The 25,892-nt window shown below is 72.3% G+C and carries 15 protein-coding genes; 8 read left to right on the top strand and 7 right to left on the bottom strand.

Going from position 1 to position 25,892, the window contains the following annotated elements; all coding sequences use genetic code 11:
* Positions 1–77: 77 nt before the first annotated feature.
* Positions 78–1,277: a serine hydrolase domain-containing protein gene (locus tag ACZ6TD_RS28595; protein ID WP_471342739.1), complete on the top strand. Its 1,200-nt coding sequence runs from the start codon at positions 78–80 to the stop codon at positions 1,275–1,277.
* 450 nt (positions 1,278–1,727) lie between these two features.
* Here the strand turns inward: ACZ6TD_RS28595 and ACZ6TD_RS28590 are convergent, their stop codons facing one another.
* Complete coding sequence (locus ACZ6TD_RS28590) at positions 1,728–2,582, bottom strand: SDR family NAD(P)-dependent oxidoreductase (RefSeq protein WP_471342737.1); 855 nt, start codon at positions 2,580–2,582, stop codon at positions 1,728–1,730.
* A 29-nt stretch (positions 2,583–2,611) separates the two neighbouring features.
* Between ACZ6TD_RS28590 and ACZ6TD_RS28585 the strand changes: the two genes are divergently transcribed.
* The 3 genes from ACZ6TD_RS28585 (at position 2,612) to ACZ6TD_RS28575 (ending at position 6,038) form a co-directional block, all read left to right on the top strand.
* Entirely contained in the window at positions 2,612–2,896 is a 285-nt protein-coding gene (locus ACZ6TD_RS28585; RefSeq protein WP_471342735.1) for an acyl-CoA-like ligand-binding transcription factor, read from the top strand.
* A 221-nt stretch (positions 2,897–3,117) separates the two neighbouring features.
* Positions 3,118–4,977 carry a stealth family protein gene (locus ACZ6TD_RS28580; protein WP_471342733.1) on the top strand — a complete coding sequence of 620 codons (1,860 nt, stop codon included), beginning with the start codon at positions 3,118–3,120 and terminating at the stop codon, positions 4,975–4,977.
* The gene (locus ACZ6TD_RS28575; RefSeq protein ID WP_471342731.1) at positions 4,950–6,038 is read left to right on the top strand and encodes an FkbM family methyltransferase; all 1,089 of its coding nucleotides are present in this window, start codon (positions 4,950–4,952) and stop codon (positions 6,036–6,038) included. Before ACZ6TD_RS28580 ends, ACZ6TD_RS28575 begins: the two co-directional genes overlap by 28 nt.
* 174 nt (positions 6,039–6,212) lie before the next feature.
* Here ACZ6TD_RS28575 and ACZ6TD_RS28570 read toward each other — a convergent pair whose 3' ends face one another.
* The gene (locus ACZ6TD_RS28570; RefSeq protein ID WP_471358120.1) at positions 6,213–8,270 is read right to left on the bottom strand and encodes a hypothetical protein; all 2,058 of its coding nucleotides are present in this window, start codon (positions 8,268–8,270) and stop codon (positions 6,213–6,215) included.
* Positions 8,271–8,425: 155 nt separating this feature from the next.
* Here ACZ6TD_RS28570 and ACZ6TD_RS28565 point away from each other — a divergent pair, with 155 nt between their 5' ends.
* Both ACZ6TD_RS28565 and ACZ6TD_RS28560 read left to right on the top strand, forming a co-directional pair.
* Positions 8,426–10,540: a hypothetical protein gene (locus ACZ6TD_RS28565; RefSeq protein ID WP_471342729.1), complete on the top strand. Its 2,115-nt coding sequence runs from the start codon at positions 8,426–8,428 to the stop codon at positions 10,538–10,540.
* A 147-nt stretch (positions 10,541–10,687) separates the two neighbouring features.
* Positions 10,688–12,694 carry a glycosyltransferase gene (locus ACZ6TD_RS28560; protein ID WP_471342728.1) on the top strand — a complete coding sequence of 669 codons (2,007 nt, stop codon included), beginning with the start codon at positions 10,688–10,690 and terminating at the stop codon, positions 12,692–12,694.
* A 52-nt stretch (positions 12,695–12,746) separates the two neighbouring features.
* Here ACZ6TD_RS28560 and ACZ6TD_RS28555 read toward each other — a convergent pair whose 3' ends face one another.
* From ACZ6TD_RS28555 to ACZ6TD_RS28545, 3 genes are all read right to left on the bottom strand, one after another.
* Positions 12,747–14,756, bottom strand: coding sequence for a glycosyltransferase family 2 protein (locus tag ACZ6TD_RS28555; protein ID WP_471342725.1), 2,010 nt, complete (start codon positions 14,754–14,756; stop codon positions 12,747–12,749).
* Between the two features lie 60 nt (positions 14,757–14,816).
* Positions 14,817–17,066, bottom strand: coding sequence for a bifunctional glycosyltransferase/CDP-glycerol:glycerophosphate glycerophosphotransferase (locus ACZ6TD_RS28550; protein WP_471342723.1), 2,250 nt, complete (start codon positions 17,064–17,066; stop codon positions 14,817–14,819).
* 176 nt (positions 17,067–17,242) lie between these two features.
* Complete coding sequence (locus ACZ6TD_RS28545; RefSeq protein WP_471342721.1) at positions 17,243–22,210, bottom strand: NAD-glutamate dehydrogenase; 4,968 nt, start codon at positions 22,208–22,210, stop codon at positions 17,243–17,245.
* Positions 22,211–22,664: 454 nt separating this feature from the next.
* Between ACZ6TD_RS28545 and ACZ6TD_RS28540 the strand changes: the two genes are divergently transcribed.
* Positions 22,665–23,231 carry a DJ-1/PfpI family protein gene (locus ACZ6TD_RS28540; protein WP_471342719.1) on the top strand — a complete coding sequence of 189 codons (567 nt, stop codon included), beginning with the start codon at positions 22,665–22,667 and terminating at the stop codon, positions 23,229–23,231.
* A 208-nt stretch (positions 23,232–23,439) separates the two neighbouring features.
* Here ACZ6TD_RS28540 and ACZ6TD_RS28535 read toward each other — a convergent pair whose 3' ends face one another.
* Complete coding sequence (locus tag ACZ6TD_RS28535) at positions 23,440–24,108, bottom strand: HAD family hydrolase (RefSeq protein WP_471342716.1); 669 nt, start codon at positions 24,106–24,108, stop codon at positions 23,440–23,442.
* 35 nt (positions 24,109–24,143) lie between these two features.
* Positions 24,144–24,650, bottom strand: a complete 507-nt coding sequence (locus tag ACZ6TD_RS28530) for a DUF6912 family protein (protein WP_471342714.1) — start codon at positions 24,648–24,650, stop codon at positions 24,144–24,146.
* A gap of 735 nt (positions 24,651–25,385) precedes the next feature.
* On the opposite strand from ACZ6TD_RS28530, the gene ACZ6TD_RS28525 reads away from it, so the two are divergent.
* Entirely contained in the window at positions 25,386–25,784 is a 399-nt protein-coding gene (locus ACZ6TD_RS28525; protein ID WP_471342711.1) for an Rv3235 family protein, read from the top strand.
* Positions 25,785–25,892: the final 108 nt, after the last annotated feature.

Genomic DNA, 25,892 nt, shown 5'->3' with positions numbered 1-25,892 from the left:
CTGTTCAATTCGGTGGAGGAATAGCGACAATGAGGTACAGGCTTCGTCGGCGGGGTGGTCAGCAAGGGAAGCGCCTCGTGACCCTGGCGACGGTCACCGCGGCGATTGTTTCGGGGATGATGGTGTCGGGGAGTGGGCCGGCCGTCGCGCACGCAGTGGTGGAGCCATCCGTTCGCAGTGCCACCGCGTCACTGCGAAGTGACCTCGAGAAATACCTGGACGCTCAGGGCACTAAGGATCATTTCTCAGCGGTCTCCCTTCGGGTGACCTATGCCGATCAGCGACCTGATATCTCGGTCGATGCGGGGACGTCCCGCTACGGCGGTGGTCGACCGGTGAACAGCAAGGCGCTGTGGCAGATAGGCAGCAACACCAAGGCGTTCACGTCCGTGCTGCTGCTTCAACTGGAGGCCGAAGGAAAGCTGTCCATACGGGACAAGCTGGGAAAGTGGCTTCCCCAGTATCCGGCGTGGCGCGATGTCACCATCAAGCAACTGCTGTCGATGACCAGCGGCATCCCCAGCTACACCGAGCAGAATGCGTTCCTGAAGGATTTCGACGCCAATCCCTCCACGCGCTTCACGCTGGAGCGCCTGCTGTCCTATGTGGAGGGCCTGCCACTGGGTCCCGCGAAGTACGAGTACTCGAATACGAACTACCTACTCGCGCAGATGATTGTCGAACGAGCGTCGCACGATACTTACCATGAGCGGCTCGCCGAGCGCATCATCGAACCTCTCGGAATGAACGACACCTGCCTCCCCCCGGACTGCCCTCCGGACACGGCCTCGCGCATGCCGACGCCGTACTCCACCCATTCCGTCCTGCCGAAGCATCTCAACAAGTCACTTCCTCGGCTCCGCCTGTCCTGGGCGCAGGGGGCGGGTGGCCTGGTGAGTTCACTGCGAGACATGACGGCTTGGGACAGGGCGCTGTACAGCGGTCGACTGCTGCCCTCAGCGCAGCAGCGCGAGCTGGAGTCCCTGGTCTCGACGAAGACGAGTAAACCCATCAAGAGCGTCACGGCCGACGATCCCATGGGTTTCGGACTCGGTGTCGTGAAGTTGGTCCATCCTGTGGCCGGGACGGTCTGGGCCTATGAGGGGGCCACTTATGGAAACCGGGTGCTGCACATGTACTTCCCGAAGACTGGCATGATCATCGGCATTGCTGTCAACAGCGCCGTTGGCGAAGGGGACACGCTGCCCGACCTCGCCGGCACCGTCTACAAGACTCTTTCGGCGCAGAAGGCACAGGCTCTCCCACGGCACCAGTAGCCCCGGAGCCAGCTGCGTGACTTCCAGGTAGCTGCACTGCGAGGTCTGAGCTCCCTTCTTCCTGAGCTTGGCCTTTAACGTCGCAGGTCACTCGGCCTGCTGAGGCCCCGGGAATCGGCAGGCCGTGATGCGGCCATTCTTCGCGGTGGCGACGAGGTACGACAAGCTCGCCGTCCGCTATGAGGCGACCGTGCTGGTCGCGGCCATCAACGAATGGCTGTGACCAGCACTGCCCGTACCCACCCCGGTCGCCCCGCCCAGCACACCGCCCGTCCTCCCCTGGCGCACCTGCAAAGGCTGCGACCGCGCCTTCCGCTCCGCGAACAGCGGCCGCTGCCGCGACTGCCGCGCCGCCCATCCTGGCCGCCCAGCCGCGTGAGGGGGCGATGACCCCGCACGTCCCTCAAGGCAGCACACCACGCGCCGCACCGGCCGACGGCGGCCGGTTGCTCACGCCAACAGTTCTTCGGAGCGATTCCACAGGTGACGGGCGAGGTCGCTGTCGAGCACCTGCGGATTGATCCGCTTGGCGCACTCGCGCTTCTCGTAGTACACGCCGGATTCCCAGTCGACGCCGGGCCGGCTCTCGGCGAGCCAGACCAACTGGTCGGCACCCTTCTCCGGCGTGATCAGCATGGCGCGGGTAACGCGGTTCGTGGTGATGAACTTCATCAACCGGCTCTCGGACTGCGTTCCGAAGCTCGTTGCGACGTTGCCGGGGTGGAATGCGGCAGCGCAGACGCCCTGGGAGTGGAAGCGGCGGTGCAGTTCCCTGGTGAAGAGAATGTTTTCGAGTTTGGCCGCGCCGTAGGCCCGGATCGGATGGAAATTCCGGTCGTGGTTGAGGTCGTCGATGTCGAGCTTGCCGGCCATGCGTGCGGCGACGCTCGAGGTCTGGATCACCGTTGCCTCCGCGGCGACCAACTTGTCGATCAGCAGCTTCGTGAGCAGGAACGGAGCCAAGTGGTTGACCTGGAAGGTCTTTTCGAACCCATCGACAGTCCGGGTCGGGTCACCGAAGACGCCTCCCGCGTTGTTGGCGAGCACATCGATGCGCGGGTACGCGGCGTCCAACGCGGAGGCCAGTTCGCGCACCTCGTCGAGGCGAGCGAAGTCGGCGACGAAATGATCGGCGCCGATCTCATGGGCAACGGCCTGGGTCTTCTGGGGAGAGCGGCCGACGACGACAACCCGGTGGCCGTTCCGGTGCAGCCGACGAGCCGCAGCGGCGCCGATGCCGTCGCTCGCGCCCGGCCGGCGAGGAGATCTGGACGTCCCTCCACCGCGTCTTCGACGTACTCGCATCGCTCGCGGAGACGCCGGGCCACGAACAGATGGTGGAGCCGATCCATCGGGTGGTCTTCGGAACTCCCGCACTGCTTGCCGGTTACCTCCAGAAGCTGCAGCGCGTACAGGATGCCGTCGTGGCCGAACTGCTCGCACGCGCCGAGGCGGCGGGCAGGCCGTACGCCGCCGACGATCCGGCCCCCCGTGCCCTGACCGCCGCGGCCTTCGGATGCCTCGTGGCCGCGCAGTACTCCTGGCTCGCCTCCGGCGCGAAGGGGTCCTTCGCCGACGCCATCGACCGCGCCATGGCGACGGTGGGCCCCCGTACCTGACTCACCAAACGCCGAGTCCGCCCGTGTGGCGGATGACGCGCGCCACCAGCGTCCGCCCTGGGCTCGGAGCCCGACCGTCGGCACCCGCCCACGGGCCAGGCCGGGCGTTCGGCCGAACGGGGGCTTTTGCGGGTGGTCCGCCATGGCGTCGCCCCATCCGGCGGGCGTTCAGATGATGGTGTGAGAAACCATCCGTGCCGCGTCAACCGATGGGATGCGCCGTGCCCCGGTTCACGATGCCCCTCACCGCACCGCCCGCCGCCCCCCGCCCCTGGCTCGCCGACCCGCCGCCGCTGGTGCGCGGATACCGGCGTACGGTCCCGCTGCCGTTGCGCCGCGCGGTCGTCGCCGTGACCGGCCCCGGGCTGCGCCGGGCGGCCATGCGGGGGCTCGGCGGGCTGTCGGCCGCGTCCCGCGCGCTGCGGCTGCGCCGGGCGCGGCGGCGGATGCGGCGGTCGGGGCTGCTGGCGGGGTCCGGACGGATGGTGATCGCCGACCGACGGGGCGGCGCCCGGGTGGCGACCGTGGTCCCCTCCCCCACCCCGCTGTTCGCGCGCGCCGAGAATCTGCGGCTGGTGTGCGAGGCCCTGGACCGGGCCCGGATCGACCACTTCGTGGTCCGCTGCTACAGCAACGTCGGCTCGGCCGTGGGCGTCCGGGCCGATCAGCGGGCCGAGGTGGTCAAGGCGCTGGCCACGCTGTGCGCGGAGGAGGCGGGCTATGTCTCGCTGCCCCCGGGGCGGGGCCGCCCGGCGGCCCCGCCCCGGCTCGGCGGTACGCGACGGGCCTGGCGGCGGCTGGCCGCCGCCCCCGTGGTCCGTTTCACCCGCTTCCACGCCGGGCCGGGCGGACGGATGGTCCTCGGCCCGGCGCACGGCTGCGACATCGAGTTCTGGGAGCCGGGCGGGCGGGGCGAGGAGCGGGTGCTGATCGCGCCGCGCTTCAACCGCACCACCGCCTCCGTACCGCTCGTGGGCGAGCCGGTGCGCGCGCCCGACCAGCTGTTCACCCGGCTCGCCCCGTCCATCGGCTGGCAGCCGGGGCCGTTGGTGCGCACCCGCCCGGAGTTCCTCACCCGGCTGCCGGACGAGGTCCGCTTCCCCATCGACGTCGTCTACACCTGGGTGGACGGCTCGGATCCGCAGTGGCAGCGGCGGCGGGCGGCCCTCGCGGGCACGGGGTATCACGCCCAGGCCGCCAACGCCGCCCGCTACGCCAACCGCGACGAGCTGCGCTATTCGCTGCGCTCGCTGTATCTGTACGCCCCCTGGGTGCGCCATATCTACGTGGTGACCGACCGTCAGGTGCCCGGCTGGCTCGACGTCTCGCACCCGGGGATCACCGTCGTGGACCACCACGACATCTTCGACGACCCCGATGTGCTGCCCACCTTCAACTCCCACGCCATCGAGACCCGGCTGCACCACATCGACGGACTCGCCGAGCACTTCCTCTACTTCAACGACGATGTCTTCCTCGGCTCGCCGGTCATCCCGCAGGACTTCTTCCTGGCCAACGGCGTCTCCAAGTTCTTCCCGTCCCGCGCGCTGATCCCGCTGACCCCCGTGGGCCCCGGTGACGTGCCCGTATCGGCGGCGGGCAAGAACAACCGGGCGCTGCTGGAGGAGCGGTTCGGCCCGGCCGTCACCCAGAAGATGAAGCACACCCCGCACGCCCTGCGCACCAGCGTGCTCACCGAGATCGAGAAGGAGTTCCCGGACGCGGTCCGCGCGACCATGGCCAGCCGGGTGCGCTCGACGTCGGACATCTCCGTACCGTCCTCGCTCCACCACTACTACGCGTTCCTGACCGGGCGCGCGGTCCCCGCCCAGCTGCGCTACGACTACTTCGACCTGGCCCAGCCCACCGTCCGCGCCCGGCTGGCCAGGCTGCTGCGGGCCCGCCACTGCCAGGCGTTCTGCCTCAACGACACGGTCTCCTCCGAACACGACCTCGAGGACCAGCTTGCGCTGGTCCGCCCCTTCCTCGACGCCTACTTCCCCTTCCCCAGCCCGCTGGAGCGGGCCGTCACCCGACAGGAGACGCGGCAGCCATGCCCCTCGCCATCACCCTTCCCCTGAACCCGGACGTCCTCGAGGCGGGCGGGCCGTATCCGCGGGCGCTCAATGTGCTCAGCCGCAAGCAGACCGCCGTACAGCGGCAGTTGCGGCGCGCCGGGCTCGCGGGCTACGAGCCGACCACCCAGGCCACCTTGCTGGCCCTGGCCCAGCAGGCGCCCGAGGGCAGCGCGGTGTACGACATCGGCGCGCACATCGGGCTGTACTCGGCGCTGATCAGCGCGGTGTACGGGGACGGCGGGCCGCGGGCCATCGCGTTCGAGCCGACGCCGGAGACGGCCGCGCTGTGCCGCCGGATCCGGGAGTGCAACCGGCTCGGCTTCGAGGTGCAGCAGACCGCGCTGGCCGATGAACCGGGCACCGCCGAGCTGTACTTCTCCCTCAAGTCGGAGTCCTCCAACTCGCTGAACCCGGCCCACCGCCGGCACGCCGAGTCGGTCACGGTGCCGGTCACGACGGTCGACGCGTTCACCGGGGAGCGCGGCCTCGCCCCGCATCTGATCAAGATCGACGTGGAGACGTTCGAGGCGGCGGTGTTGCGCGGGTCGTACGGCACGATCCGGCGTCACCGGCCGTGGATCGTGTGCGAACTGCTCCCCGGCGCGGACCACAACGCGCTGCGCACCGCCCTGGCGCCGCTGACCGCCATGGACTACGGCCTCCACCCGATCACGCCGGAGGCGCCGTGGCACCGCTACGACGAGACCACGTACCGGTCCGCGGTGAGCGGCCAGTGCCGCGACTGGCTGCTGGCGCCGCGGCCGCTGACGCCCGCCTTCCACCGGGTGGTGCGGCGGTGGCTGATCGCGATTCTGGCGTGCGACGAGACGACGAACATCATCACGACCGACAAGGCGTCCTTCCCCTACGGCTGGAACGCGCCGTACCGCTCGCCGCGGGGTGCGGCCCGCGTCCCCCGCACGGGCCCGCGCGGTGCGTCGCGCGTCCCCCTCACGGGGCTGCTGCGCCTGGCGGGCGCCGCCGCCCTGGCCCGCCGCGCCGTCGTCCCGGCCCGGCGGACACCTGGGGCGCAGGCCACGGGGAGTGGGTCGCTGCGGGGGTGAGGTGAGCGGTGGCTTTCCCCACCCCGCCCCTTCCCGAACCAGGGGACTCCGCCCCCTGCCCCCACCGGAGCTCCGCCCCGGACCCCGGATCGGCTCGCGGCGCGGGTGAGCGGCGGGGCCCGTAGGAGTGATCGCCGAGGTGCCCTCGGTCAGCGGTGTCCCGGGGCCCTCGGTTCAGGGCGCGGGCCCCGGCCGCACATAGCGCTCCAGGCGAATGCCGGGGAGGCACAGCGAGTACGCCAGCCGGAAGTGCCCCGTCAGCACGGCCGCCTTCGGGCCGCGCGCCTCCGGCTCGTCGGCCGCGATCAGCCATGCCGAGCGTGCCCCGTCCAGCCGTCGCAGCAACTCGGTGGGGCCGACGTCCACCCCGTAGAGCGTGCCCGAGGCCGGGCCGGGGGTGCTCAGCGCGATGTCGCGCAGCCCGGCGAGGGGGCGCGGATAGGCGATCGCGATCCGCCGTTCCTTGGGCGGGTCGTACAGGACCGGCTCACCCGGTCGGGTGAGGCGCCCCACCGCAGTGGACAGCGCCGCCAGGTCGTCCTGACGGCTCAACGGCTCCCGCTCCCGCTGGTGCAGCGGGAGCTGCCAGACGAACGCGCAGCCGACCGCGAGGGCCCCGGCCGCGGCCACCACGACGCGGTGGCGACGGGCCACCACTCGGGCGAGCCGACCCGCCACCGACCTGGGTGGCCGGTCCGCCCCCGCCCCGGGTGCCTCGTCGGTCACCACCCCCACCGGCCGGTCCGCCACCACCGCGGCCAGCCGGGCGGCCTTCCCCCGGCCCAGCCGACCCGCCACCACCCCGGCCAGCCGGTCCACCCCCGCCGCGGCCACACGCCCCGCCACCGCACGGGCGAGCCGACCCGCCACCGACCTGGGTGGCCGGTCCGCCCCCGCCCCGGGTGCCTCGTCGGTCACCACCCCCACCGGCCGGTCCGCCACCACCCCGGCCAGCCGGGCGGCCTTCCCCCGGCCCAGCCGACCCGCCACCGCCCCCGCCAGCCGGTCCACCCCCGCCGCGGCCAGTAGAGGGATGCCTGCCAGGGCGAAGAGGAGGTAGCGCTCGTGGAAGCAGGGGCGGTGGAGGGCCAGGGCGAAGAGGAGGATGGGCGGGACGCAGATCAGGGGCAGGGCCAGCGCGGTCAGCGAGCGCCAGCGGGGGCGGATCACGGCGAGCGCGATCAGCAGGAGGTTGGCGGCGAGGACGAGCGCGCTGGGGCCCGCGAACTCCTCGACCACCGCCCACAGCCGACCCGGCGTCGGATGGCGTATCCAGGCGATCTGCGCGCTCTGCCGCCGGGCCACCACCGCCAGCGGCACCACCGCCCCCACCGCTCCGGCCGCCGCGCTCCCCCAGCCCCACCACACGCGGCGCGGGGCGCGCGAGACGAGCAGCGTCAACGCGTGCGCGACGAGCATGAGCACCGCGAACACGTGCAGCAGCGCGGTCACGGCCACCACGCCCCCGTACGCCACCCAGCGCCACACCGCCGCATGCCCCCTCGCCCCGAGCCCGCCCGGACCCGGCGCCAGGCGGGGAACGTCGCCGGGGGCCCGTACGGCCGAACGGACCCGTGTGGCCGACGCCGCCTCCCCCGCGGGCCCGGCCGTACGGGACGCCACCCCGCGACCGGGCGCGGGCGCGGGCGCGGGCGTGGGGGCCGCACCCGGCGCGGGGCCGGGCGCGAGGGCCGGACCCCGCGCGGGCCGGTCCGCCTGGCTGCCCGCCCGGCCGGCCGTTCTCCTGCCCGTCCGGCCGGTCGTCCGGGTGCCCTCCCGGCCGGTCGCCCCGCCGCCCGCCCGTCTGCCCCCTCGGCTCGTCCCCGGCGCCAGCCCGGCCGCTCCCACCAGCAGGTACGTCGCCCCCGCCGCGCTCGCCGCGACCAGGGCGTAGGAGCGGCCCTCCTGGGCGTAGTGGGTGACCACGGGTGTGGTCGCGTACAGCAGACCGGCCCACAGGCCCACCCGGGGGCGGGCGAGGCGGCAGCCCAGGGTGGCGACGAGCGCGGTGGCGGCCACGGCGGCGAGCACCGAGGGCAGACGCATGGTCACCTCGGAGGGCCGCAGCGCCAGGACGGGGTGCATCAGCAGGTAGTAGAGCCCGTGGACGGCGTCCACCGTGCCGAGCGCGTCACGGATCTGAGGGAGGGTCCGCCGGGCCATCTGGTACGTCGCGGACTCATCGCGCCACATCGTGCCCCGGTCCAGCCCCCACAGCCCCAGCCCGAGCATGACGGCCGTCGGGAGCACGATCGCCGCCTGCTTGGAGATCCCGCGCTTCCCCACGCTCAGCCTCACTCTCACCCGCGACAACAAAAGGCATAAATACGACTATTCGCCTACAGTGTGCAGTCAGGACGACTCATCCGCCGCGAAGGGCACGCGTCATGAACCGCCTCGGTATCGAAAGCCCCCGCGGTCTCGTGGCCTTCGCCGCGCTGACCGGGTGTCTGGTGACCATGGCGGTGGCGGCGCTCACCGGGGCCGGAGGGGTCTTCGCGGCCGCCGGGCTGGCCGGGTGCGGTTGCGAGCTGCTGCTGCACCGCACCGCGCCGGGGCTGATGACCCGTCTGGGGCGGCTCCACATGGGTGCCACGTCACGCTTCGAGTTCCGCTGCGTCCTGCTGCTCCTGCTGCTCGGCCGACTCCACGTCACCGGGCCCATCGGCCTCGCCGCGGTCATGACGCTGGTGCTGTGTCTGCTCGCCGGGCAGGCCCTGCACGCCGCGCTCACCACCCTCATCCGGCGGCGCCGCGCCCTCGCGGTCGCGGCCCGCAACATCGATCTGCGCCGGCTGAACATCAGCGACCGGCCGCCCCGCAGACTCACCGAATGGCCCGGTCAGCGGATCCTGGTCTACGAGCTGTCCGCCCTGCTCGGGCTCACCGCGTCGCTGACGACCGGTGACGCCCGCTGGGTGGTGGCGGCGCTCACCCTCGCCGCCGGATCCTCCCTGATCACGGTGGTGGCGCTCGTTCCGTACCTCGTCCGGGCCACCCGCCGGCTGCCCGGCGCCGCCGAGGTGCTGGCCGAGGTGGACGCCTGGCTGATCCGTCACCGCCCCCGCACGGTGCTCTACTTCTCCGGCCCGCGAGAACGCGCCGACCAGGTCACCCGATGGCTGGGACCCGTGGCCGCGCTGCACACCCCGTCCCTGGTCATCCTGCGCGAACGGGAACTGCTGGAGGCCCTGGAGCCGACCCCGCTGCCGGTGCTGTGCGTGCCGAGCGCCGCCCATCTGTCGCAGTTGGACCTGAGCGGAGTACGGGTGGCGCTCTACCCCGCCAACACCGGCCGGAACATCCACCTCCTGCGGATCCCCACCATGCAGCACGTCTTCCTGGCCCCCGGCGACGGCGACGAGACCGCCGCCGTCGATCCGTACAGCAAGGTCTACGACCAGGTGTGGGTCGCGGGCGAGGCGGGGCGCCGCCGCTATGTCCAGGCCGCGGTCGGCGTCGAGGACGCCGACATCGTGGAGATCGGCCGTCCCCAGCTCGACGGCCTGCGCGTCGCGGGAACCGGCCATCCCCCCGCCCCCGCGCCCACGTCCCTGCCCACCGTGCTGTACGCACCCACCCGTGACCTCGCGGCGGGTGAGCCGATCGTACGAGCGCTGCTGGAGAGCGAACGCCCGGTCCGGGTGCTCTACCGGCCGCATCCGCCCACCGGCCACCGCTCCCCCGAGGACCACGCCGCCCACCGCCGCATCGTCGCCCTGATCCAGGCCGCGAACGAACGGCGCGCCGCGGAGGCCCTCGCGGCGGACGCCGGCACCGCGGGCGCACCCGGCGAGGACGCCCCGGGCGAGGACGCCCCACGCGAGGAGCCCGCCGACGCCGAAACCCCCCACACCGACAGCCCGCACACCGAAGCCGCCCGCCACCGCGCCGAGTTGACCAAGCGCATCGCCGCGCTCGACGCCCGCCTGCGCCGGGCGGACGCCGACGAGGCCATGCTCACCAGAGACCGCGCCGCACCCGATCCGGCCCTGCTCACCGAGGCCGAGGGGCTGCGCCGGGAGTGGCACCAGGCCCACTGGGCGGCCTCACCGCCCTGGCTCCACCAGGTGATCGAGGGGGACACCCCCACCCTCCACTCCTGCTTCGACCAGGCCGATCTGCTGATCGGCGACCCCTCCGACGTGGTCGGCGACTTCCTCGCCACCCTCAAGCCGTACGCCCTCATCGTTCCGCCGGGGCTCGGCGAGGAGGAGTTCCGGCGGCAGAACGTCATGGCCAGGGCGGCCTATCCACTCGGTCCCGGGGCATCAGGAACGCAGAACCTCCTGCGCCCGCTCTTCGACCCCTCCCTCGACGAGCTGCGCACCGCCCGCCGCGAGGTGAGGGAGTTTCTCCTCGGCCCCGCCACACCACCGTCCATCCAGCGCTTCACCGACGCCGTCGACGCGCTCGCCGAGAAGGGAGAGGCGGTCGTCCGGCTGCGCGACCTCCACACGGCCTCGCCGCCCGGCGCCGGACGCTGGTCCGTCACCCGGTAGCAGCACTTCCCACACCCGGACCTCACCCCAGGCCCTCACCATGAGCTTCCACCCCCGCCCTGTCCCCCGGCCCTGTCCCCCGGCCCCGTCCCAGGAGCCCCCCACTCCCATGCCTCCTGAGCCCCCCGCACACCTTCCGGAGCCAGCATGCCGCGCAATCACCGCCCCGGCCCGCCTCCCCGTGTCAGCGTGATCGTCCCCGCCCGTGACGCCATGCCCGGAATCACCCGGGCCGTCACCTCCGCCATGGAGCAGACCCTCGGGCTCAGCCGCCTCGACATCATCGCCGTCGACGACGGATCGGCCGACGGCACCGCGGAGGAGCTGGACCGGCTCGCCGCCGGCTGCCCCTCGCTCCACGTGGTCCGCGACCCCCACCCCCGCCGCGGCGGCGCCGGCGGCCCCCGCAACACCGGGCTGGCCCGCGCCACCGGCGACTTCGTCTTCTTCCTGGACGCCGACGCCCGGCTCGCGCCCGACGCGCTGCGCCGCATGGTCGCGATGGCCGACCAGAACGGCACGGACGTGGTCCTGGGCAAAATGGTCTCCCCGGACGGGCGCGCCGTCCCCAAGGCGGTCTTCCGCCACAACCAGCTGCGCACCGACGTCCACAGCTCCCACGCCTACGCGAGTCTGGAGCCCTGCAAGCTCTTCCGCCGCTCCCTGATCGAACGGCTGCGGCTGCGCTTCCCCGCCCACCTCCGCCACGGCGAGGGCAAGCCCTTCACCGCGGCCGCCTACCTCAACGCCTCCGGGATCTCCGTCGTCGCCGACTACGACTGCTACCACCTGGGCCCGAACCGGGGCCGCGCCGCCCCCGGTCTCGCCGAGCGCGTCGAGGCCATGCGGCCGCTGTTCGAGACCGCCGCCCGGCACACCCGGGCCGGCGCCCGCCGCGACGCGGTGATGCGCCACCACATCCGGCGCGAGCTGTGCCCGGCCCTGCGCGCGCTGCCGCGCGAGGACGAGGCCGAGGTCCGCGAGCGGTTCCTGCCCGAGCTGCGCCGGTGGGCGCTGGCCCACTGCTCCGACGCGCTCTTCCCCACCCTCACCGCGCCCGAGCGGCTGATGGTCCATCTGCTGCGCACCGGCCGCTACGAGGATCTGCTGTCCGTCGTGCGCAACGCCAAGCGGGACGCCCGGTGCGGCCACCTGGTCGAGAAGGGCAGCGTCTACTGGCTGCACCCCTTCTTCCGCGATCCCGACGCCGAGGTCCCCGACGCCTGCTTCGACGTCACCGACCGGCTGCCGGTCCGTCACCACCTCGCGGGCGCCGGCTGGCACGGCCGCAGCACCCTGCGGGTGCGCGGCCGGGCGGCCATCGACGGGCTGGAGGCCGACCCCGAGGAGGACCGTGCCGAGCTGGTGCTGCGCCGCCGTGAGGCGCGGGACGAGGTGCGGATCCCGGTGGAGGCCACGGCCGAGCACGACCCCGCGCAGTTCGCGGCGGACGTGGACATCGCCACCGCCGACGGCGGCGCACCGCTGCGCCCCGGGGTCTGGGACGTCTTCCTCGACGTCCGCGCCCAGGGCATCAGCCGCACCGTACGGTTCGGCAACCGCCATGACGACCTGCTCGACATCGGCACCGCGCGCCGGGTGGTGGCCGCCGGGCCCGGGCTGCGCGTCCGGGTCACGCCGTACTTCACCAGCCCGTACCGCAATCTCTCCCTCGACATCGGCCCGGCCCCGCGCGGGGCGCCCTGCGAGGTCACCGAGGCCGTCTGGCATCCGTCGGACAAGGGCACCCTCGTCGTCGCCGGACGGCTGCTGCCGCCCGGCTCCCCGGCGCGCGGGCGCGTGCTGCGGCTGCGCGCCGAGCACACCGACGGAAGGGTCCACGACCATCCGGTGCGGTTCGCCGCGGGGCATCCGGCGGGCGCCTTCACCGCCCGGCTGCCGGTGCGGGACCTGGACCGCGGCCGGTGGACGGTGACGCTGGCCGTCGTCGCCCCCGGCGACCAGGGCCCGGGGCGCACCGCGCCCGCCGCGCCCGTGCCGCCGCCCGCCCGGCTGCCCGGCGCCCGCTGGGTGCGGCGCGGCCGGCCGTACTACGCCAAGCCGCTCATGGGGCGCGGCGAGGTGACCCTGGAGCTGCGGGTGGCCCCGGTCCGGCTGCTCGCCGCCGTACGCAACCGGCTGGGCCTGAACTGACCGGCTACGGCGGTGATCCCCGGGCCGGGGGCCCGACGGACGTGGCCGCGGCTCACCACCCCAGCCGCCGTCGCACCCCCGTGACGACCTTGATCGGAGCCACCTCCAGGCCCAGGGCCCGCGCCGGGCCCAGGGCCACCGGCTTGGCGTAGTACGGACGGCAGCCGAAGCGGAGCCAGCGGGTGGCGGCCAGCCGGTCGAAGTACGGCACGATCGCGGTGCGGCGCGGCGCGTCCTCCCCGGGTCCTTCCATGATCAGCGTCAGCGTCCAGCAGCCCGCGCCCAGGCGGCCGATCGGCAGCCGGGCGGTGAAGACGGTCACGGAGCCGCCCGGCTCACCGCGCGCCGGCACCTCGTGCACCGCGCCCGTCCCCGTCTCGGCGCGCAGCCGCAGCGCCCCGCCGTCCCGCACCGCCTCCTCGGTCAGCCGTCCGCCGACCAGCAGGGTGCCGCGGGTGCGCCAGATGGTCCGGAGCACCTGGCAGGGCGGGTCGAGGGGGTGGGCCACCTCGCCGACGTCGAGCGAGAGATTGCCGTACGGGGTGAAGTACGGCACCACCGTCACCGGTCCCCGGGAGGTGGTGACGCGGCGCCGGGTGGGATGGGTGACCTCACCGCCCTCGCGGCGGTTGCCGAACCGCACCGTACGGCTGACGCCCTGGGCGCGGACGTCCAGATAGATGTTCCACAGCCCCCGCTCCAGCGGGGCGCCGCCGTCCGCGGTGGCCGGGTCGATCTCGGCGGCGAAGCCCGCCATCTCGTACCGCCGCCCCTCCCCGGGCAGCGGATGGGCGGACAGGCACGGGGTGGTGGGCACCCGGACCTCGGGGCGGTCGGACCGGTACTTGCGCAGCACGATCTCGGTGGCCGGGTCGAGGGAGTCCACGTCCTCGACATACGCGTGCCCGGCCAGCCGCAGCACCCCGCCGTGCCAGCTCGCCGCCTCCAGGTGGTGCTGGACCGGCAGCCGGTCGGTCACGTCGAAGCAGATGTCGGGGACGGCGGCGGCGTGGTCCCGGAAGAAGGGGTGCAGCCAGTAGACCCGGCCCTTGTCGACGAGATGGCCGCGCCGCTCGTCCTTCTTGGCGTTCCGGGCCACCGTCAGCACATCGTCGAAGCGGTCGGCGCGCAGCAGATGGATCAGCAGCCGGTCGGGGGCGTCGAGCCTTGGGAAGAGGGCGTCGGTCACCCACGTGCTCGCCCAGTGCCGGAACTCGGGGAAGTACTTCTCCCGCGCGTCCTGCTCGTTCTCGCGGGGCAGCAGGGCACGCAGCGGACCGCACAGCTCCCACTCCACATGGCGGCGCATGATCTGGTCCCGGCGCGGACCCGGCTCCAGATAGCGGGCCACGGTCTCGAAGCACAGCCGGGTGCCGTCCATGCGGTGGGCGAGATCGGAGGCGGTGAGGGTGAGGTTGCTGCGGTTCTCGCGGTAGCGGACGTAGTAGCAGTCGTAGTCGGCGACCACGGAGATCCCGGAGGCGTTGAGGTAGGCGGCCGCGGTGAACGGCTTGTCCTCGCAGTTGCGGTAGGGCGGGAAGCGCAGGCGCAGCCGCTCGATGAGGGAGCGGCGGAACAGCTTCCACGGGCCCAGGGTCAGATAGGCGTGGGAGGAGAAGATGTCCGTACGGGGCTGATTGCGCTGGAAGACGGCCCGGGGCACGGCGCGTCCGCCCACGGAGGCGATCTTGCCGAGGACGATGTCGGTGCCGTGGGCGTCGGCCATGGCGACCATGCGGCGCAGCGCGTCCGGGCCCAGATAGTCGTCGGAGTCGAGGAAGAAGACGAAGTCGCCCCGGGCGTGGTCGAGTCCGGTGTTGCGGGGGACGCCCGCACAGCCGGAGTTCTCCTGGTGGATGACGTGGAGCGCGGGGCAGGTGCGGGCGAGCCGCTCCAGCTCCTCGCCGGTGCCGTCGGTCGAACCGTCGTCCACCGCGATGATCTCGACCCGGTCCGGGCCGAGGGTCTGGTCCATCGCGGAGGTGACGGCCCGGGTCAGCTCCGGCAGGGCGTTGTAGGCGGGGATGATCACACTGACACGAGGTCGGGGCAGAGCGGGCATGACGGCCTCCTGACTCCGGGCTCTCGACGGGTCGGGGTCGGGGTCACTCGGCGGATCGGGTCACTCGGCGGTGAGGACACCGCCGCGCGGCCCGGCCGGGGCGCTGTCCGCCAGGGGCCGCGTCTGTGGCGTGGGGGCGAGCGGGAGCGCGATGTCCTGGCCCAGCATCAGGGCCCGCACCACCCGCTCGGCCGCGTGGCCGTCGTCGAACCGGCAGAAGCGGGCCCGGAAGGCGGTCCGCAGCGCGGTCGCGGCCGCGTCGCGCCAGCGGCCCTCGCGGAAGACCTCGACCAGCTCCCGCTCGGTGCGGGCGACGGCCCCCGGGGTCTCGCCGGGGGACCCCGAGAGCAGGTCGAAGTAGACGCCGCGGGAGGAGCGGTAGATGTCCCAGTCGTCGGCGTAGATCACGACGGGCCGGTCCAGCAGGGCGTAGTCGAACATCATCGACGAGTAGTCGGTGATCAGCGCGTCGGCCGCCAGGCACAGCTCCTCCACCGACCGGTGGCGCGAGACGTCGATCACCAGCCCGGCCTCCTGGAGCCGGGCCAGCTCGTCCTGCGGCCGGTAGGAGTAGTGGGCCCGCACCAACAGCGTGGTCCCGGGGCCGAGTTCGCGGCTGAGCCGCTCCAGGTCCAGCCGGGGGGTGAACCCCTTCTGGTAGTCGCGGAGGGTGGGCGCGTAGAGGAGGGCGGTGTTCCCGGCCGGGATTCCCAACTCCTCACGGATGCGTCGGATGTCCTCCTCGGTCGCGGTGAAGAAGACGTCATTGCGCGGATATCCGTATTCCAGCAGCCGGTACGCGGCGGGGTAGACCCGCTCCCAGATCTGGCTGGAGTGCGGATTGGAGGAGAGGGCGAAGTCCCAACGGTCGATGCGCTTGAGCAGATTGCCGAAGCTCATCCCGCCCGCGGCGGCGGGATAGCGCTGCTGGTCCAGGCCCATGCATTTGAGCGGGGTGCCGTGGAAGGTCTGCAGATGCACCGTGCCCGGCCGCTTCACCACCTCATTGGGGAAGTTGACGTTGTTGATGAGGTATTTCGCGCGGGCCACGGTGCGGTAGAAGTCGCGGGTGCCGGTGACGACGTAGTCGACGCCTTCCGGAAGGGTCTCGATCTCCGACTTCTTGACCGCCCACACCCCGTGGATCTCCGGCGCCAGCTCCCGCGCCTTGTAGTAGATCGCCCCCGGATTGCACAGCACCCCACGGCCCCAGTACGCGGAGTAGACGGCGAGCTGGGGGTCGACCGGGCGCTGCCGGTGCAGCCGGTACAGGCCCTGCTTGGCGCGCGCCGCCAGCGGCGGCCGGACGGTCCGGCGCAGCTTGCGGGCCCCGGCGGCCGCCCGTACGGCCAGCTCGTGCTCGCGGTAGCGGAGGAAGGAGCCGGACGCCAGCGCCTCGAAGCGCCACCGGCCCTCGACCGGCGGGGTGAACCCGGCCGGGAGGTGGGCCCGGTACCACTCGGCGGCCCGCGCGAAGAAGCGCGGCCGGTCCGCCGTCGCCACCCGGGAGGTCCGGTCCAGGCAGAACAGGAAATGCGATACGGCCCGCTCGAAGAGCAGCGGGCGCAGCGGATCCAGATGCGGCCGGTCGTCGAGGAAGTCGAAGAGCCGGGTGTACTGCTGGAAGATGACGAAGTGCTTCTCGCCGGGGCTCCCGGTACTGGCCCCGACCCGCCGCTGCCGGTATTCCAGGCCCACCAGGTCCACACAGGCTATTCGCCGCGCGGTGAGCATCGTCTTGTACGAGAGCAGGGCGTCCTCGTAGATGCCCTCGCTGAACGCGAAGCCGTGGCGGGTGTAGAAATCCCGGTGGTAGACGCGATTGGACGACATCGCGAAGAGCCGCAGGAATTCCGGGCGTTCGACGGCGGAGAAGACATCGGTGCCCGCCGAGGCCAGCAGTTCCCCGAAGAGGCTGGGGGCCCGGCGCTCCGACCAGTAGGTGCGCACATGGTTGAAGTAGAGGATCTCGGGGTCGTGGCAGAGCGCGAGCCGGTCGGCGAGGCCCTGGAGGGTGCCCGGGGCGAGGGTGTCATCGCCGTCCAGGAAGAGCAGATAGTCCCCGCCGGCCCGCTCCACCCCGGCGTTACGGGCCCGGCCGGGACCGGAGTTGACCCGCTGATGCACGGGCACGACCCGGCTGTCGCGCGCCGCGTACGCGTCGATGATCGCGCCGCAGTGGTCCGGTGAGCGGTCGTCCACGGCGACCACCTCGAGGTCGGGATACGACTGCGTCAGCACGGAGTCCAGGCAGGCGCTCAGATAGCCCTGGACGCGATAGGCGGCGATGACGATGGTGAAGCGGGGCATAAGGCTCCTCGGGACGCGGTGGCGGTTCGAGGCGCGAAGCACTCACTGACCACCCACGCTAGGTGGGTTCGTCCCGGTATGCCCGCTCGGTCGTTGGAGGGGCGCCCAAGCGGGTGACAAACGCCCCCGGCGGACATGAAGTCCACCGGGGGCGCGGCAGCCGTGTGCCGTTGTCGTCAGCTATGCGTGCGCAGCAGCGTCCGCATCGTCCGCATCGCGACCGACAGATTGGCCAGGTCGAAGGTCTCCGACGACTGGATCTCATCGAGCGTGGTGCGGGCCCGCTGCAGGATCGCGGCGTTCTTCTCCTCCCACGCCTTGAAGCGCTGCTCGGGCGTGGAGCCGCCGTTGCCCACCGACAGCACATCGGCGGTCAGGGCGGCCTGGGCCGCGTACAGGTCCTCGCGGATGGAGACCCGGGCCATGGACTGCCACCGGTCGGCGCGCGGCAGCTCGATGATCCGGTCCATGAGCTGGCTGATCCGCAGCCGGTCGGCCAGGTCGTAGTAGACCTCGGCGACCGCCAGCGGGTCCTTGCCGGTGCGGTCCGCGATGGCCACGATGTCCAGCGTCGGGAAGGCCGAGGAGAAGCCCGCCACCCGGGTGGCCAGGTCCTCCGGGACGTGCGCCCCGGTCAGGTCGTCGTAGATCCGCTGGTACCACTCGATGTCGGAGCCGCGCAGCAGCTTGGGCAGTTGCGCCCGGACCGCGCCGACCCGCTCGCCGAAGAAGTCGATCGTCTCGGCCAGCGCGAGCGGCTGCGGCCGGTTGTTCAGCAGCCAGCGGGTGCCGCGCTCGACCAGCCGGCGCGAGTGCAGCCGCATCCGGGTCTGGATGTCGGCGGGGACGACCGTGTCCAGCGCCTCGGCCTCGTCCCACACCTGGTTCAGCTCGAAGATCGCGCGGGCCGCGGTCTGGGCGCGCACGACCTCCTCGGTGGAGGCCCCGGTCTCCTCCCGCATCCGGTGCAGGAAGGTCGTACCGGCGGTGTTGACGGTGTCGTTGACCAGCACCGTGGTGATGATCTCGCGCCGCAGGGCGTGGCCGTCGATGTGCTCGGGGAACTTCTGCCGCAGCGCCTGCGGGAAGTACGCGTGCAGCAGCCGCTGGAGGTACGGGTCGTCGGGCAGCCCGGTGGTGATCAGCTCATCGGCCACCGTGATCTTGACGTAGGCCAGCAGCACGGCCAGCTCGGGCTGGGTCAGACCGCGACCGGCGGAGAGCCGCTCGCGGATCTGGCGGTCGGTGGGCAGGAACTCCAGCGCCCGGTCCAGCCGCCCCTCGCGGCCCAGGCGGCGCATCAGCCGCTGGTGGGCGTGGAGCAGGCTGGGGGCCTGGGCGGCGGAGTTGGCCAGCGCCACGTTCTGCGCGTAGTTGTTGCGCAGCACCAGCGCGCCGACCTCGTCGGTCATCTCGGCGAGCAGCTTGTTGCGCTGCTTGAGGGTGAGGTCTCCCTCGGTGACCAGGGCGTTGAGCAGGATCTTGATGTTCACCTCGTGGTCGGAGGTGTCCACACCGGCGCTGTTGTCGATCGCGTCGGTGTTGATCCGGCCGCCGTTGGTGGCGAACTCGATCCGGCCGAGCTGGGTCAGGCCCAGGTTGCCGCCCTCGCCGACGACCTTCACCCGCAGATTCTGGCCGTCCACCCGGATCGCGTCATTGGCCTTGTCGCCGACATCGCCGTTCGATTCGGTGGACGCCTTGACGTAGGTGCCGATGCCGCCGTTCCACAGCAGGTCCACCGGGGCCTTGAGGATCGTCTTCATCAGATCGGCCGGGGTCATCTTGGCGACCCGCTTCTCGATCCCGAGCGCGGCCCGCACCTGCGGGGTGATCGGGATGGCCTTGGCCGTACGGGGGTGGATGCCGCCGCCCGCCGACAGCAGCTCGGCGTTGTAGTCCTCCCACGAGGAGCGCGGCAGCTCGAACAGGCGGCGGCGCTCGGCGTAGGAGGTGGCCGCGTCCGGGTTCGGGTCCAGGAAGATGTGCCGGTGGTCGAAGGCGGCGATCAGCCGGATGTGCTCGCTCAGCAGCATCCCGTTGCCGAACACGTCGCCGGACATGTCGCCGACGCCCACGACCGTGAAGTCCTGCGTCTGGGTGTCATGGCCCAGCTCGCGGAAGTGGCGCTTGACCGACTCCCAGGCGCCCCGGGCGGTGATGCCCATGCCCTTGTGGTCGTATCCGGCGGAGCCGCCGGAGGCGAAGGCGTCCCCGAGCCAGAAGCCGTACGCCTGCGCCACGTCGTTGGCGATGTCGGAGAAGGTCGCGGTGCCCTTGTCGGCGGCGACGACGAGATAGGTGTCGTCCCCGTCGTGGCGGACCACGTCCTTGGGCGGCTCGACCTGCCCGGCGACCAGGTTGTCGGTGATGTCGAGCAGACCGGAGATGAAGGTCTTGTAGCAGGCGATGCCCTCGGCCATCCAGGCGTCGCGGTCCACCGACGGGTCCGGCAGCCGCTTGCCGACGAAGCCGCCCTTGGCGCCCACCGGCACGATGACGGTGTTCTTGACCATCTGCGCCTTGACCAGGCCGAGGATCTCGGTGCGGAAGTCCTCACGCCGGTCGGACCAGCGCAGGCCGCCGCGCGCGACCTTGCCGAACCGCAGGTGCACACCCTCGACCCGCGGCGAGTAGACCCAGATCTCGTACGCCGGGCGGGGCGCCGGCAGATCCGGCACCGCCTGCGGGTCCAGCTTGATCGACAGGTAGTCGTGCGGCTTGCCGTGGGCGTTCTTCTGGAAGTGATTGGTCCGCAGCGTCGCCTTGATCAGGGTGAGGAAGGAACGCAGGATGCGGTCCTCGTCCAGCGAGGCCACCTGGTCCAGCGCCGCGTCCAGCTCCTCCAGCAGGGCGTCGGTCAGCTCCAGCCCCGCCCGCTGCCGCTCCGGCGACATCCGCGCCTCGAAGAGAGAGACCAGCAACCGGGTGGTGTGCACATTGTTGCGGAGGGTGTCCTCCATGTACGACTGGCTGAAGGTGGACCCGGCCTGCCGCAGGTACTTGGCGTAGGCCCGCAGCACCATCGCCTGCCGCCAGTCAAGACCCGCGCCCAGCACGAGCTGGTTGAAGTCGTCGCTCTCGGCCTGGCCGGTCCACACCGCGGCGAACGCGTTCTGGAAGCGCTCGCGGGCGTCGTCGGCGAGGGCCTCGCCCTCGCGCAGCGGCAGCCGCAGCCCGAAGTCGTAGATCCAGGCGGTGGTCTTGTCCGAGCAGCGCAGCTCGTACGGGCGCTCGTCCACCACCTCGACGCCGAGGGTGTTGAGCACCGGGAGCACCGCGGACAGCGAGATCTGGGCCCCGGCCCGGTAGATCTTGAAGCGGCGCTCGGCGTGGGCCGCGCCCACCGGCTCGTAGAGGCTGAGCGCGAAGTCCTTCTCCCCGTCCTTCAGCCGCTCCAGGTGCTGCAGGTCGGCGACGGCGCCGCGCGGGGTGTGGTCCGCCTTGTAGCCCTCGGGGAAGGCGTGCTGGTAGCGGCGGAGCAGCTCGGCGGCGCGCTCCTCGCCGACCTCGGAGACCAGCGCGTCGGTGAAGCCGTCGGCCCAGGAGCGGGCGGCCTCGATCAGCCGGCCCTCGATCCGCTCCACATCGGCGTCGGTGAGGTCGGGCAGCTCGGTGCCGGGCTGGACACGGACCACGAAGTGCAGCCGCGAGAGCACCGACTCGGTGTGCAGGGCGGTGAAGTCGACCGGCGGGCGGCCGCTCAGCTCCTCCAGCAGGATGTCGGTCAGCCGCAGCCGCACGTCGGTGGTGAAACGATCACGCGGAAGGTAGACCAGCGCGGAGTAGTAGCGCCCGTACTCGTCCTGGCGCAGGAACAGCCGCAGCCGGCGGCGCTCCTGGAGGTAGAGCACACTGGTGGCGATCGAGCGGAGCTGGTCGACCGGGGTCTGGAACAGCTCGTCGCGCGGATAGGTCTCCAGGATCTGCAGCAGGTCCCGGCCGTCGTGGCTGTTGGCCGCGAAGCCCGCGCCCGCGAGCACCTCGTCGACCTTGCGGCGGATCACCGGGACCCGGCGCACCGACTCGGTGTACGCGGCGGAGGAGAACAGCCCCAGGAAGCGGCGCTCGCCGATCACATTGCCCTCGGCGTCGAACTTCTTCACGCCGATGTAGTCGAGGTACGAGGGGCGGTGGACGGTGGCGCGGCTGTTCGCCTTGGTCAGCACCAGCAGCTTGCGCTCGCGCGCCTTGGCGCGGGCGTCGGCCGGCAGCCGGTTGAAGGCCGGGGAGACGGGGGTGCCGGGGCCCGCGTGAGCGCTCTCGTCGGCGTCCTTGTGCTGCGGGTCGGAGCGGAGGATGCCGAGGCCGGTGCCGGGCACCGCGGTCAGCGCGTCCTCCTCGCCACCGGCCTCGGTGGGGACCTGCGTCAGCTCGTACTCGCGGAAGCCGATGAAGGTGAAGTGGTCGTCCGCGAGCCAGCGCAGCAGCTCACGGGCCTCCTCCACCTCCTCCTGACGGACCTCGGCGGCCTTCGGCTCGTCCGGCAGGCCCTCGGCGATGCGCAGCGCGGAGTCGCGCATCTTCTCCCAGTCCTCGACGGACTCGCGAACATCGGACAGGACGCGCAGCAGATCGGCGGTGATCTGCTTCAGATCGCCGCGGTCGGTCTCGCGATCGGTCTCGACATGGATCCAGGACTCCACGACCGCGTCATGCGGGAGCTTCTTCCGGGCCGGGCCGTCCGGGGAGACGTCGAGCAGCTCGATCAGCTTGCCGGTGATGTCACGGCGCACGATCGCCTGCGGGTGGATCACGACATGGATGCCGCGCCCCTGGCGGGTGAGCTCATTGGTGACCGAGTCGACCAGGAACGGCATGTCGTCGGTGACCACCTCGACCACGGAGTGGCTGCAGGTCCAGCCGTGCTCCTCGACGGTCGGGGTGTGCACCCGGACGTTCGCCGTGCCCTGCGGACGCACCTCGGCGAGCCGGTAGTGGGAGAGCGCCGCCCCGAAGACATCGACCGGGTCGCGGTCGGCGAGGTCCTCGGGAGGCGTGTGCAGGTAGTAGTGCTGGAGGTATGCGGTCAGGGTCTCCGGTCCTGGGCCCTGCACCGGTTGCCCCCCGGCAGGGCTGTTCTCAGCGACCCGGGCGGCCCGTTCGAGCAACTCGGCCTTGGCTTCGTCCAGCTTGGTCTGCATGTCCTCTGGCTCCTGTCGCGCGCCGTTGCGTGACATCGATGGCGGTGGCATGACGCCGCGACGCGAAAAATCCGGTCGTGGACGACGGTATGCCGGATCGGGAAATGGCCGGGGTGTACTCGGCCGTAAGTGACCAAGACCCCACGCGCCACGGGTCAGCGGCGGCTCGGGCCCGGGCCTGGTGGGGCGCCGGGCGCGGAGCGAGGGCCTCGTTGCCCTCACGGACTATCGCGCTGATCACGCAGTAAGGCTATCGCTCCTCCCCAGGGGGTCGTCATGAGCCGTTCGTGTACAAAACCGGGCCCTGAAGTTTGACGAAATGGACAGCGACCGGGAGGGGCGCACGGGCCGATGATGCGCCGCTCATGCCCTCTTGGCAAAGCGTGGGCGCGGATGCACCGTGATCTGGACGGTGGTAAGCACGGTGGTAGGCGTGGACCTGGAGGTGCGTGGCATGGCTGCGAAGATCCTGCTGGTGACCGGCGACGCGGCCGAATCGCTGGAGGTGCTCTACCCGTATCAGCGGCTGCGCGAGGAGGGGTACGAGGTCCATATCGCGGCCCCGAGCCGCAAGACGCTGCGCCTGGTGGTCCATGACTTCGAGGAGGGTTTCGACACCTACACCGAGAAGCCGGGCTATACGATCCCCGCCGACCTGGCCTTTTCCGAGGTGGACCCCGGGGAGTACGCCGCCCTGGTGATCCCGGGCGGCCGGGCCCCGGAGTACCTGCGGAACGACCCCGAGCTGCGCAAGATCTGCAAGGCGTTCTTCGACGCGGACAAACCGGTGGCGCAGATCTGCCACGGCCCGCTGCTGACGGCGGCCGTGGGCGGCCTGAGCGGGCGGCGGGTCACCGCGTATCCGGCGCTGGAGCCGGACATGCAGGCGGCGGGGGCGGACTACCAGGACGCGGAGGTCGTGGTCGACGGCACGCTGATCTCGTCGCGGGCGTGGCCGGACCATCCGGCGTGGATGCGGGAGTTCCTGGCGGCGCTGCGGTCGAAGGCGCCGGTGGTGTGAGGGGGTGCGGCCTGGGGTGCGGCCTGCGGGTTGGCCGGGGACTTGGGCCGGGCCCGGGGCCGCATGGGGGGCGTATGGGGGCGAGAGGGGGCGCATACGGTGCGGTGAGCGCCTGAACGGACTTCGGGCCCAGGAGCCAGGACGGCCCGCAGCGGGCGGCCCCGGCTCACGTCGCCCGGCTCACGTCGCCCGACTCACGTCACCCGGCTCACTCGTCGGCCATGCGCTCGGCCTCCCGTACGGCCTCCTCGAGCGTGTCCACGACCGGCACCCCGGCCGCCTCCAGGCTGGCCCGGCTGTGCGAACCGCCCGTGTAGAGCACGGCCCGCGCCCCCACGTGCCGCGCCGCCACCGCGTCGTCCAAGGCGTCCCCGATCACCACCATCCGCTGCGGCGGCACCCCTTCGAGCGCGGCGATATGGCGCATCATCTGCTCGGCCTTGCCGGTGTTGCTCTCGCCTGTGCGGCCGTCCACCCGGACGAAATGGCGCTCGATGCCATGCGTCCGCACCAGGGGAAGCAGATACTCATGCGGGGCCAGTGAACACAGCGACTGGGTGAGACCCGCCTCCTGCCACTCGGTGAGCAACTGCCGGGCGCCGAACGCCAGCCCGGCGGTCTCGGCCAGCGCCCAGTAGTGCCGGTGGAACGCCTCGTCCATGACCGCCCACTCCTCGTCGGAGGGCAGCCGCCCCATCAGCCGCTCGTAGAAGCGGGGCACCGGGACGCAGTACAGGTCGCGATAGCGCTCGAGGGTGATCGGCGGCAGCCCGATCTCCTGGAACGAGGCGTTCGTCGCCGAGATCACGGCGTCGATGTCGTGGAGCAGCGTGCCGTTCCAGTCCCAGACGAGGTGCGTCACGTGGTTCTTCCCCATCCCACGACCGTACCCGGCGGGTCGGACAGCGGGCATCACCCGATCAGATTGGGGATCTCCTGGGTGGCGTACCAGAGCAGCTCGTGGTCCTCGGCGCCGTCCACGGTGAACTGCGCGTCGTCGTCACCGAGGTCCGCCGCGCCCAGCGCGTCGGCGGCCGCGGCGATGTCCCGCTCGGCCTCATCGGCGTCCAGGTGCACGGCGGCGGCCTTCGCGAGCGGTATGGCGGCCTTGATCCGCACCTCGCCCAGCGCGGACTGGTCCAGCCCCCGGTCCGGATCGGCGACCGCCTGCCCGTCGGGCACGTCCACGGCCACCACGACCCGGCGGCGGGGCGCCCGGGGGTCGACGGCGAGCAGCCGCAGCGACGCCTGCGCGGCCCGGCTCAGCGCCGCGTACTCCAGCTCCTCGATGTCGTCGGACACATACCACTCGCGGAGCGCTGGGGTGACCGCGTAGGCGGTCAGCGGCGTCGGCCCCAGATGGCCCTCCTTGTGCGCCTCGGCGAGACCGGAGAGGGTCAGAGGGACGTAGACGCGCATGGCTGCCGCTTTCATCAGAGACCAATAGGCCCCCAGCATACGATCGCCCGTCCCCTCTCCCGAGCCTTCCGCGAAGGGCCGGTGGTCCCCTTTCGGGGGACAGGGGCCGACGGGGCCGTACGAAAGCGGGACCGAGCCGCGCTCGAGCCGATGACCGGGGCCGATGAACGGCCGCATGCCCCGAATAGGTGAACCGCGGTGTGAGCACGAAGGGGGCCGGGCGCTGATTGCGGAGGCCGAAAAACCGCCGGTAGAAGACTTTCCGACGAAAGCTACCGCCCGGTATTCGGCCGGGCCACGGAGAACGGGGCGAGCAGCATGGGTGAGGGCGTCCGGGCGACGGATCGATCCACGAACCGGGCCACGACGGCGCGGGAGGCCGCACGACGGACCGCGGCCGGGGAGGCCGCGCGACGGACCGCGGCCGGGCAGGCCGCGCGACGACGCGGCGGCAGCGGCCCAGGGCGAAGCGGCCCGCCCAGCCGCAAAGACCCCCGCCGCCCCCGCGCCACCCCTACAACGGCAACACCCCACACAACGGCCGCGCCGCCCGCGACCGCACCGCCCCAGACGCCCCGCACGACGGCCGCACCGCCCACGACGACGGCACCACGCAGCGCTACACCGCCCACCCCGGCCGCATTACGCGGCACACCCGCCACCAGCGGCGCCCCCGCATCGCATGACGCAGTCACACCCCGCAGCACCGCGCCACCCACCCCGGCCGCGCGCCGCGTGCCCACCGCGTCCCGCGCCGCGGCCGTATCGCGGTCGGCGGCGGCCGCCGCGGCGTGGCGGGAGCGGGATCGGCTGCCGCGCTACTGGTTCGCCAACCGGCTGGTGCTCACGCTCAGCGGTCAGCGCCCCGTCCACACCCTCCTCGGGCACGCCCTCCCGGCCGCCTACGACCAGCTGATCGAGCTCGCCCCGCGCGCCCCGCTGCGGCCCGCCGGAGAGCGGGCCACAGCGCCCCTGGTACGGCGCTGCGGCGAGTACCAGCCCCGGCACGGGGTCATCGAGGCGTTCGCCCGGATCGCCTCCGGAGACCGGCTCACAGCGCTCGCCTTCCGGCTCGAGCTCGGCGCCGACGCCCGCTGGCGCTGCGCCGCCATCGACCTCGGCCCACTCGCCTAGGGGTGTCCCACGGATCGTGGGTATGCGGCTCCGCCCCGTGGCAGGGCTCCGCCCTGGACCCTCGGGGTCCGGGCTCGACCGCCTCGGTCTCCACACGGGTGAGCCAGG

The sequence above is a fragment of the Streptomyces yongxingensis genome, from assembly GCF_055597465.1.
The sequence above is the reverse complement of the archived record's forward strand: the minus strand, read 5'-3'. Positions and strand labels throughout refer to the sequence as shown.

What these genes read in the sequence shown, in the direction of transcription:
- ACZ6TD_RS28560 (WP_471342728.1), top strand. Translation starts at nt 10,688, where the DNA reads ATGCCGCGCAATCACCGCCCCGGCCCGCCTCCCCGTGTCAGCGTGATC.
- ACZ6TD_RS28570 (WP_471358120.1), bottom strand. Translation starts at nt 8,270, where the DNA reads ATGCTCGGGCTGGGGCTGTGGGGGCTGGACCGGGGCACGATGTGGCGC.
- ACZ6TD_RS28575 (WP_471342731.1), top strand. Translation starts at nt 4,950, where the DNA reads ATGCCCCTCGCCATCACCCTTCCCCTGAACCCGGACGTCCTCGAGGCG.
- ACZ6TD_RS28565 (WP_471342729.1), top strand. Translation starts at nt 8,426, where the DNA reads ATGAACCGCCTCGGTATCGAAAGCCCCCGCGGTCTCGTGGCCTTCGCC.
- ACZ6TD_RS28530 (WP_471342714.1), bottom strand. Translation starts at nt 24,650, where the DNA reads ATGCGCGTCTACGTCCCTCTGACCCTCTCCGGTCTCGCCGAGGCGCAC.
- ACZ6TD_RS28535 (WP_471342716.1), bottom strand. Translation starts at nt 24,108, where the DNA reads ATGGGGAAGAACCACGTGACGCACCTCGTCTGGGACTGGAACGGCACG.
- ACZ6TD_RS28590 (WP_471342737.1), bottom strand. Translation starts at nt 2,582, where the DNA reads ATGCGAGTACGTCGAAGACGCGGTGGAGGGACGTCCAGATCTCCTCGC.
- ACZ6TD_RS28540 (WP_471342719.1), top strand. Translation starts at nt 22,665, where the DNA reads ATGGCTGCGAAGATCCTGCTGGTGACCGGCGACGCGGCCGAATCGCTG.
- ACZ6TD_RS28550 (WP_471342723.1), bottom strand. Translation starts at nt 17,066, where the DNA reads ATGCCCCGCTTCACCATCGTCATCGCCGCCTATCGCGTCCAGGGCTAT.
- ACZ6TD_RS28555 (WP_471342725.1), bottom strand. Translation starts at nt 14,756, where the DNA reads ATGCCCGCTCTGCCCCGACCTCGTGTCAGTGTGATCATCCCCGCCTAC.
- ACZ6TD_RS28585 (WP_471342735.1), top strand. Translation starts at nt 2,612, where the DNA reads ATGGTGGAGCCGATCCATCGGGTGGTCTTCGGAACTCCCGCACTGCTT.
- ACZ6TD_RS28545 (WP_471342721.1), bottom strand. Translation starts at nt 22,210, where the DNA reads ATGCAGACCAAGCTGGACGAAGCCAAGGCCGAGTTGCTCGAACGGGCC.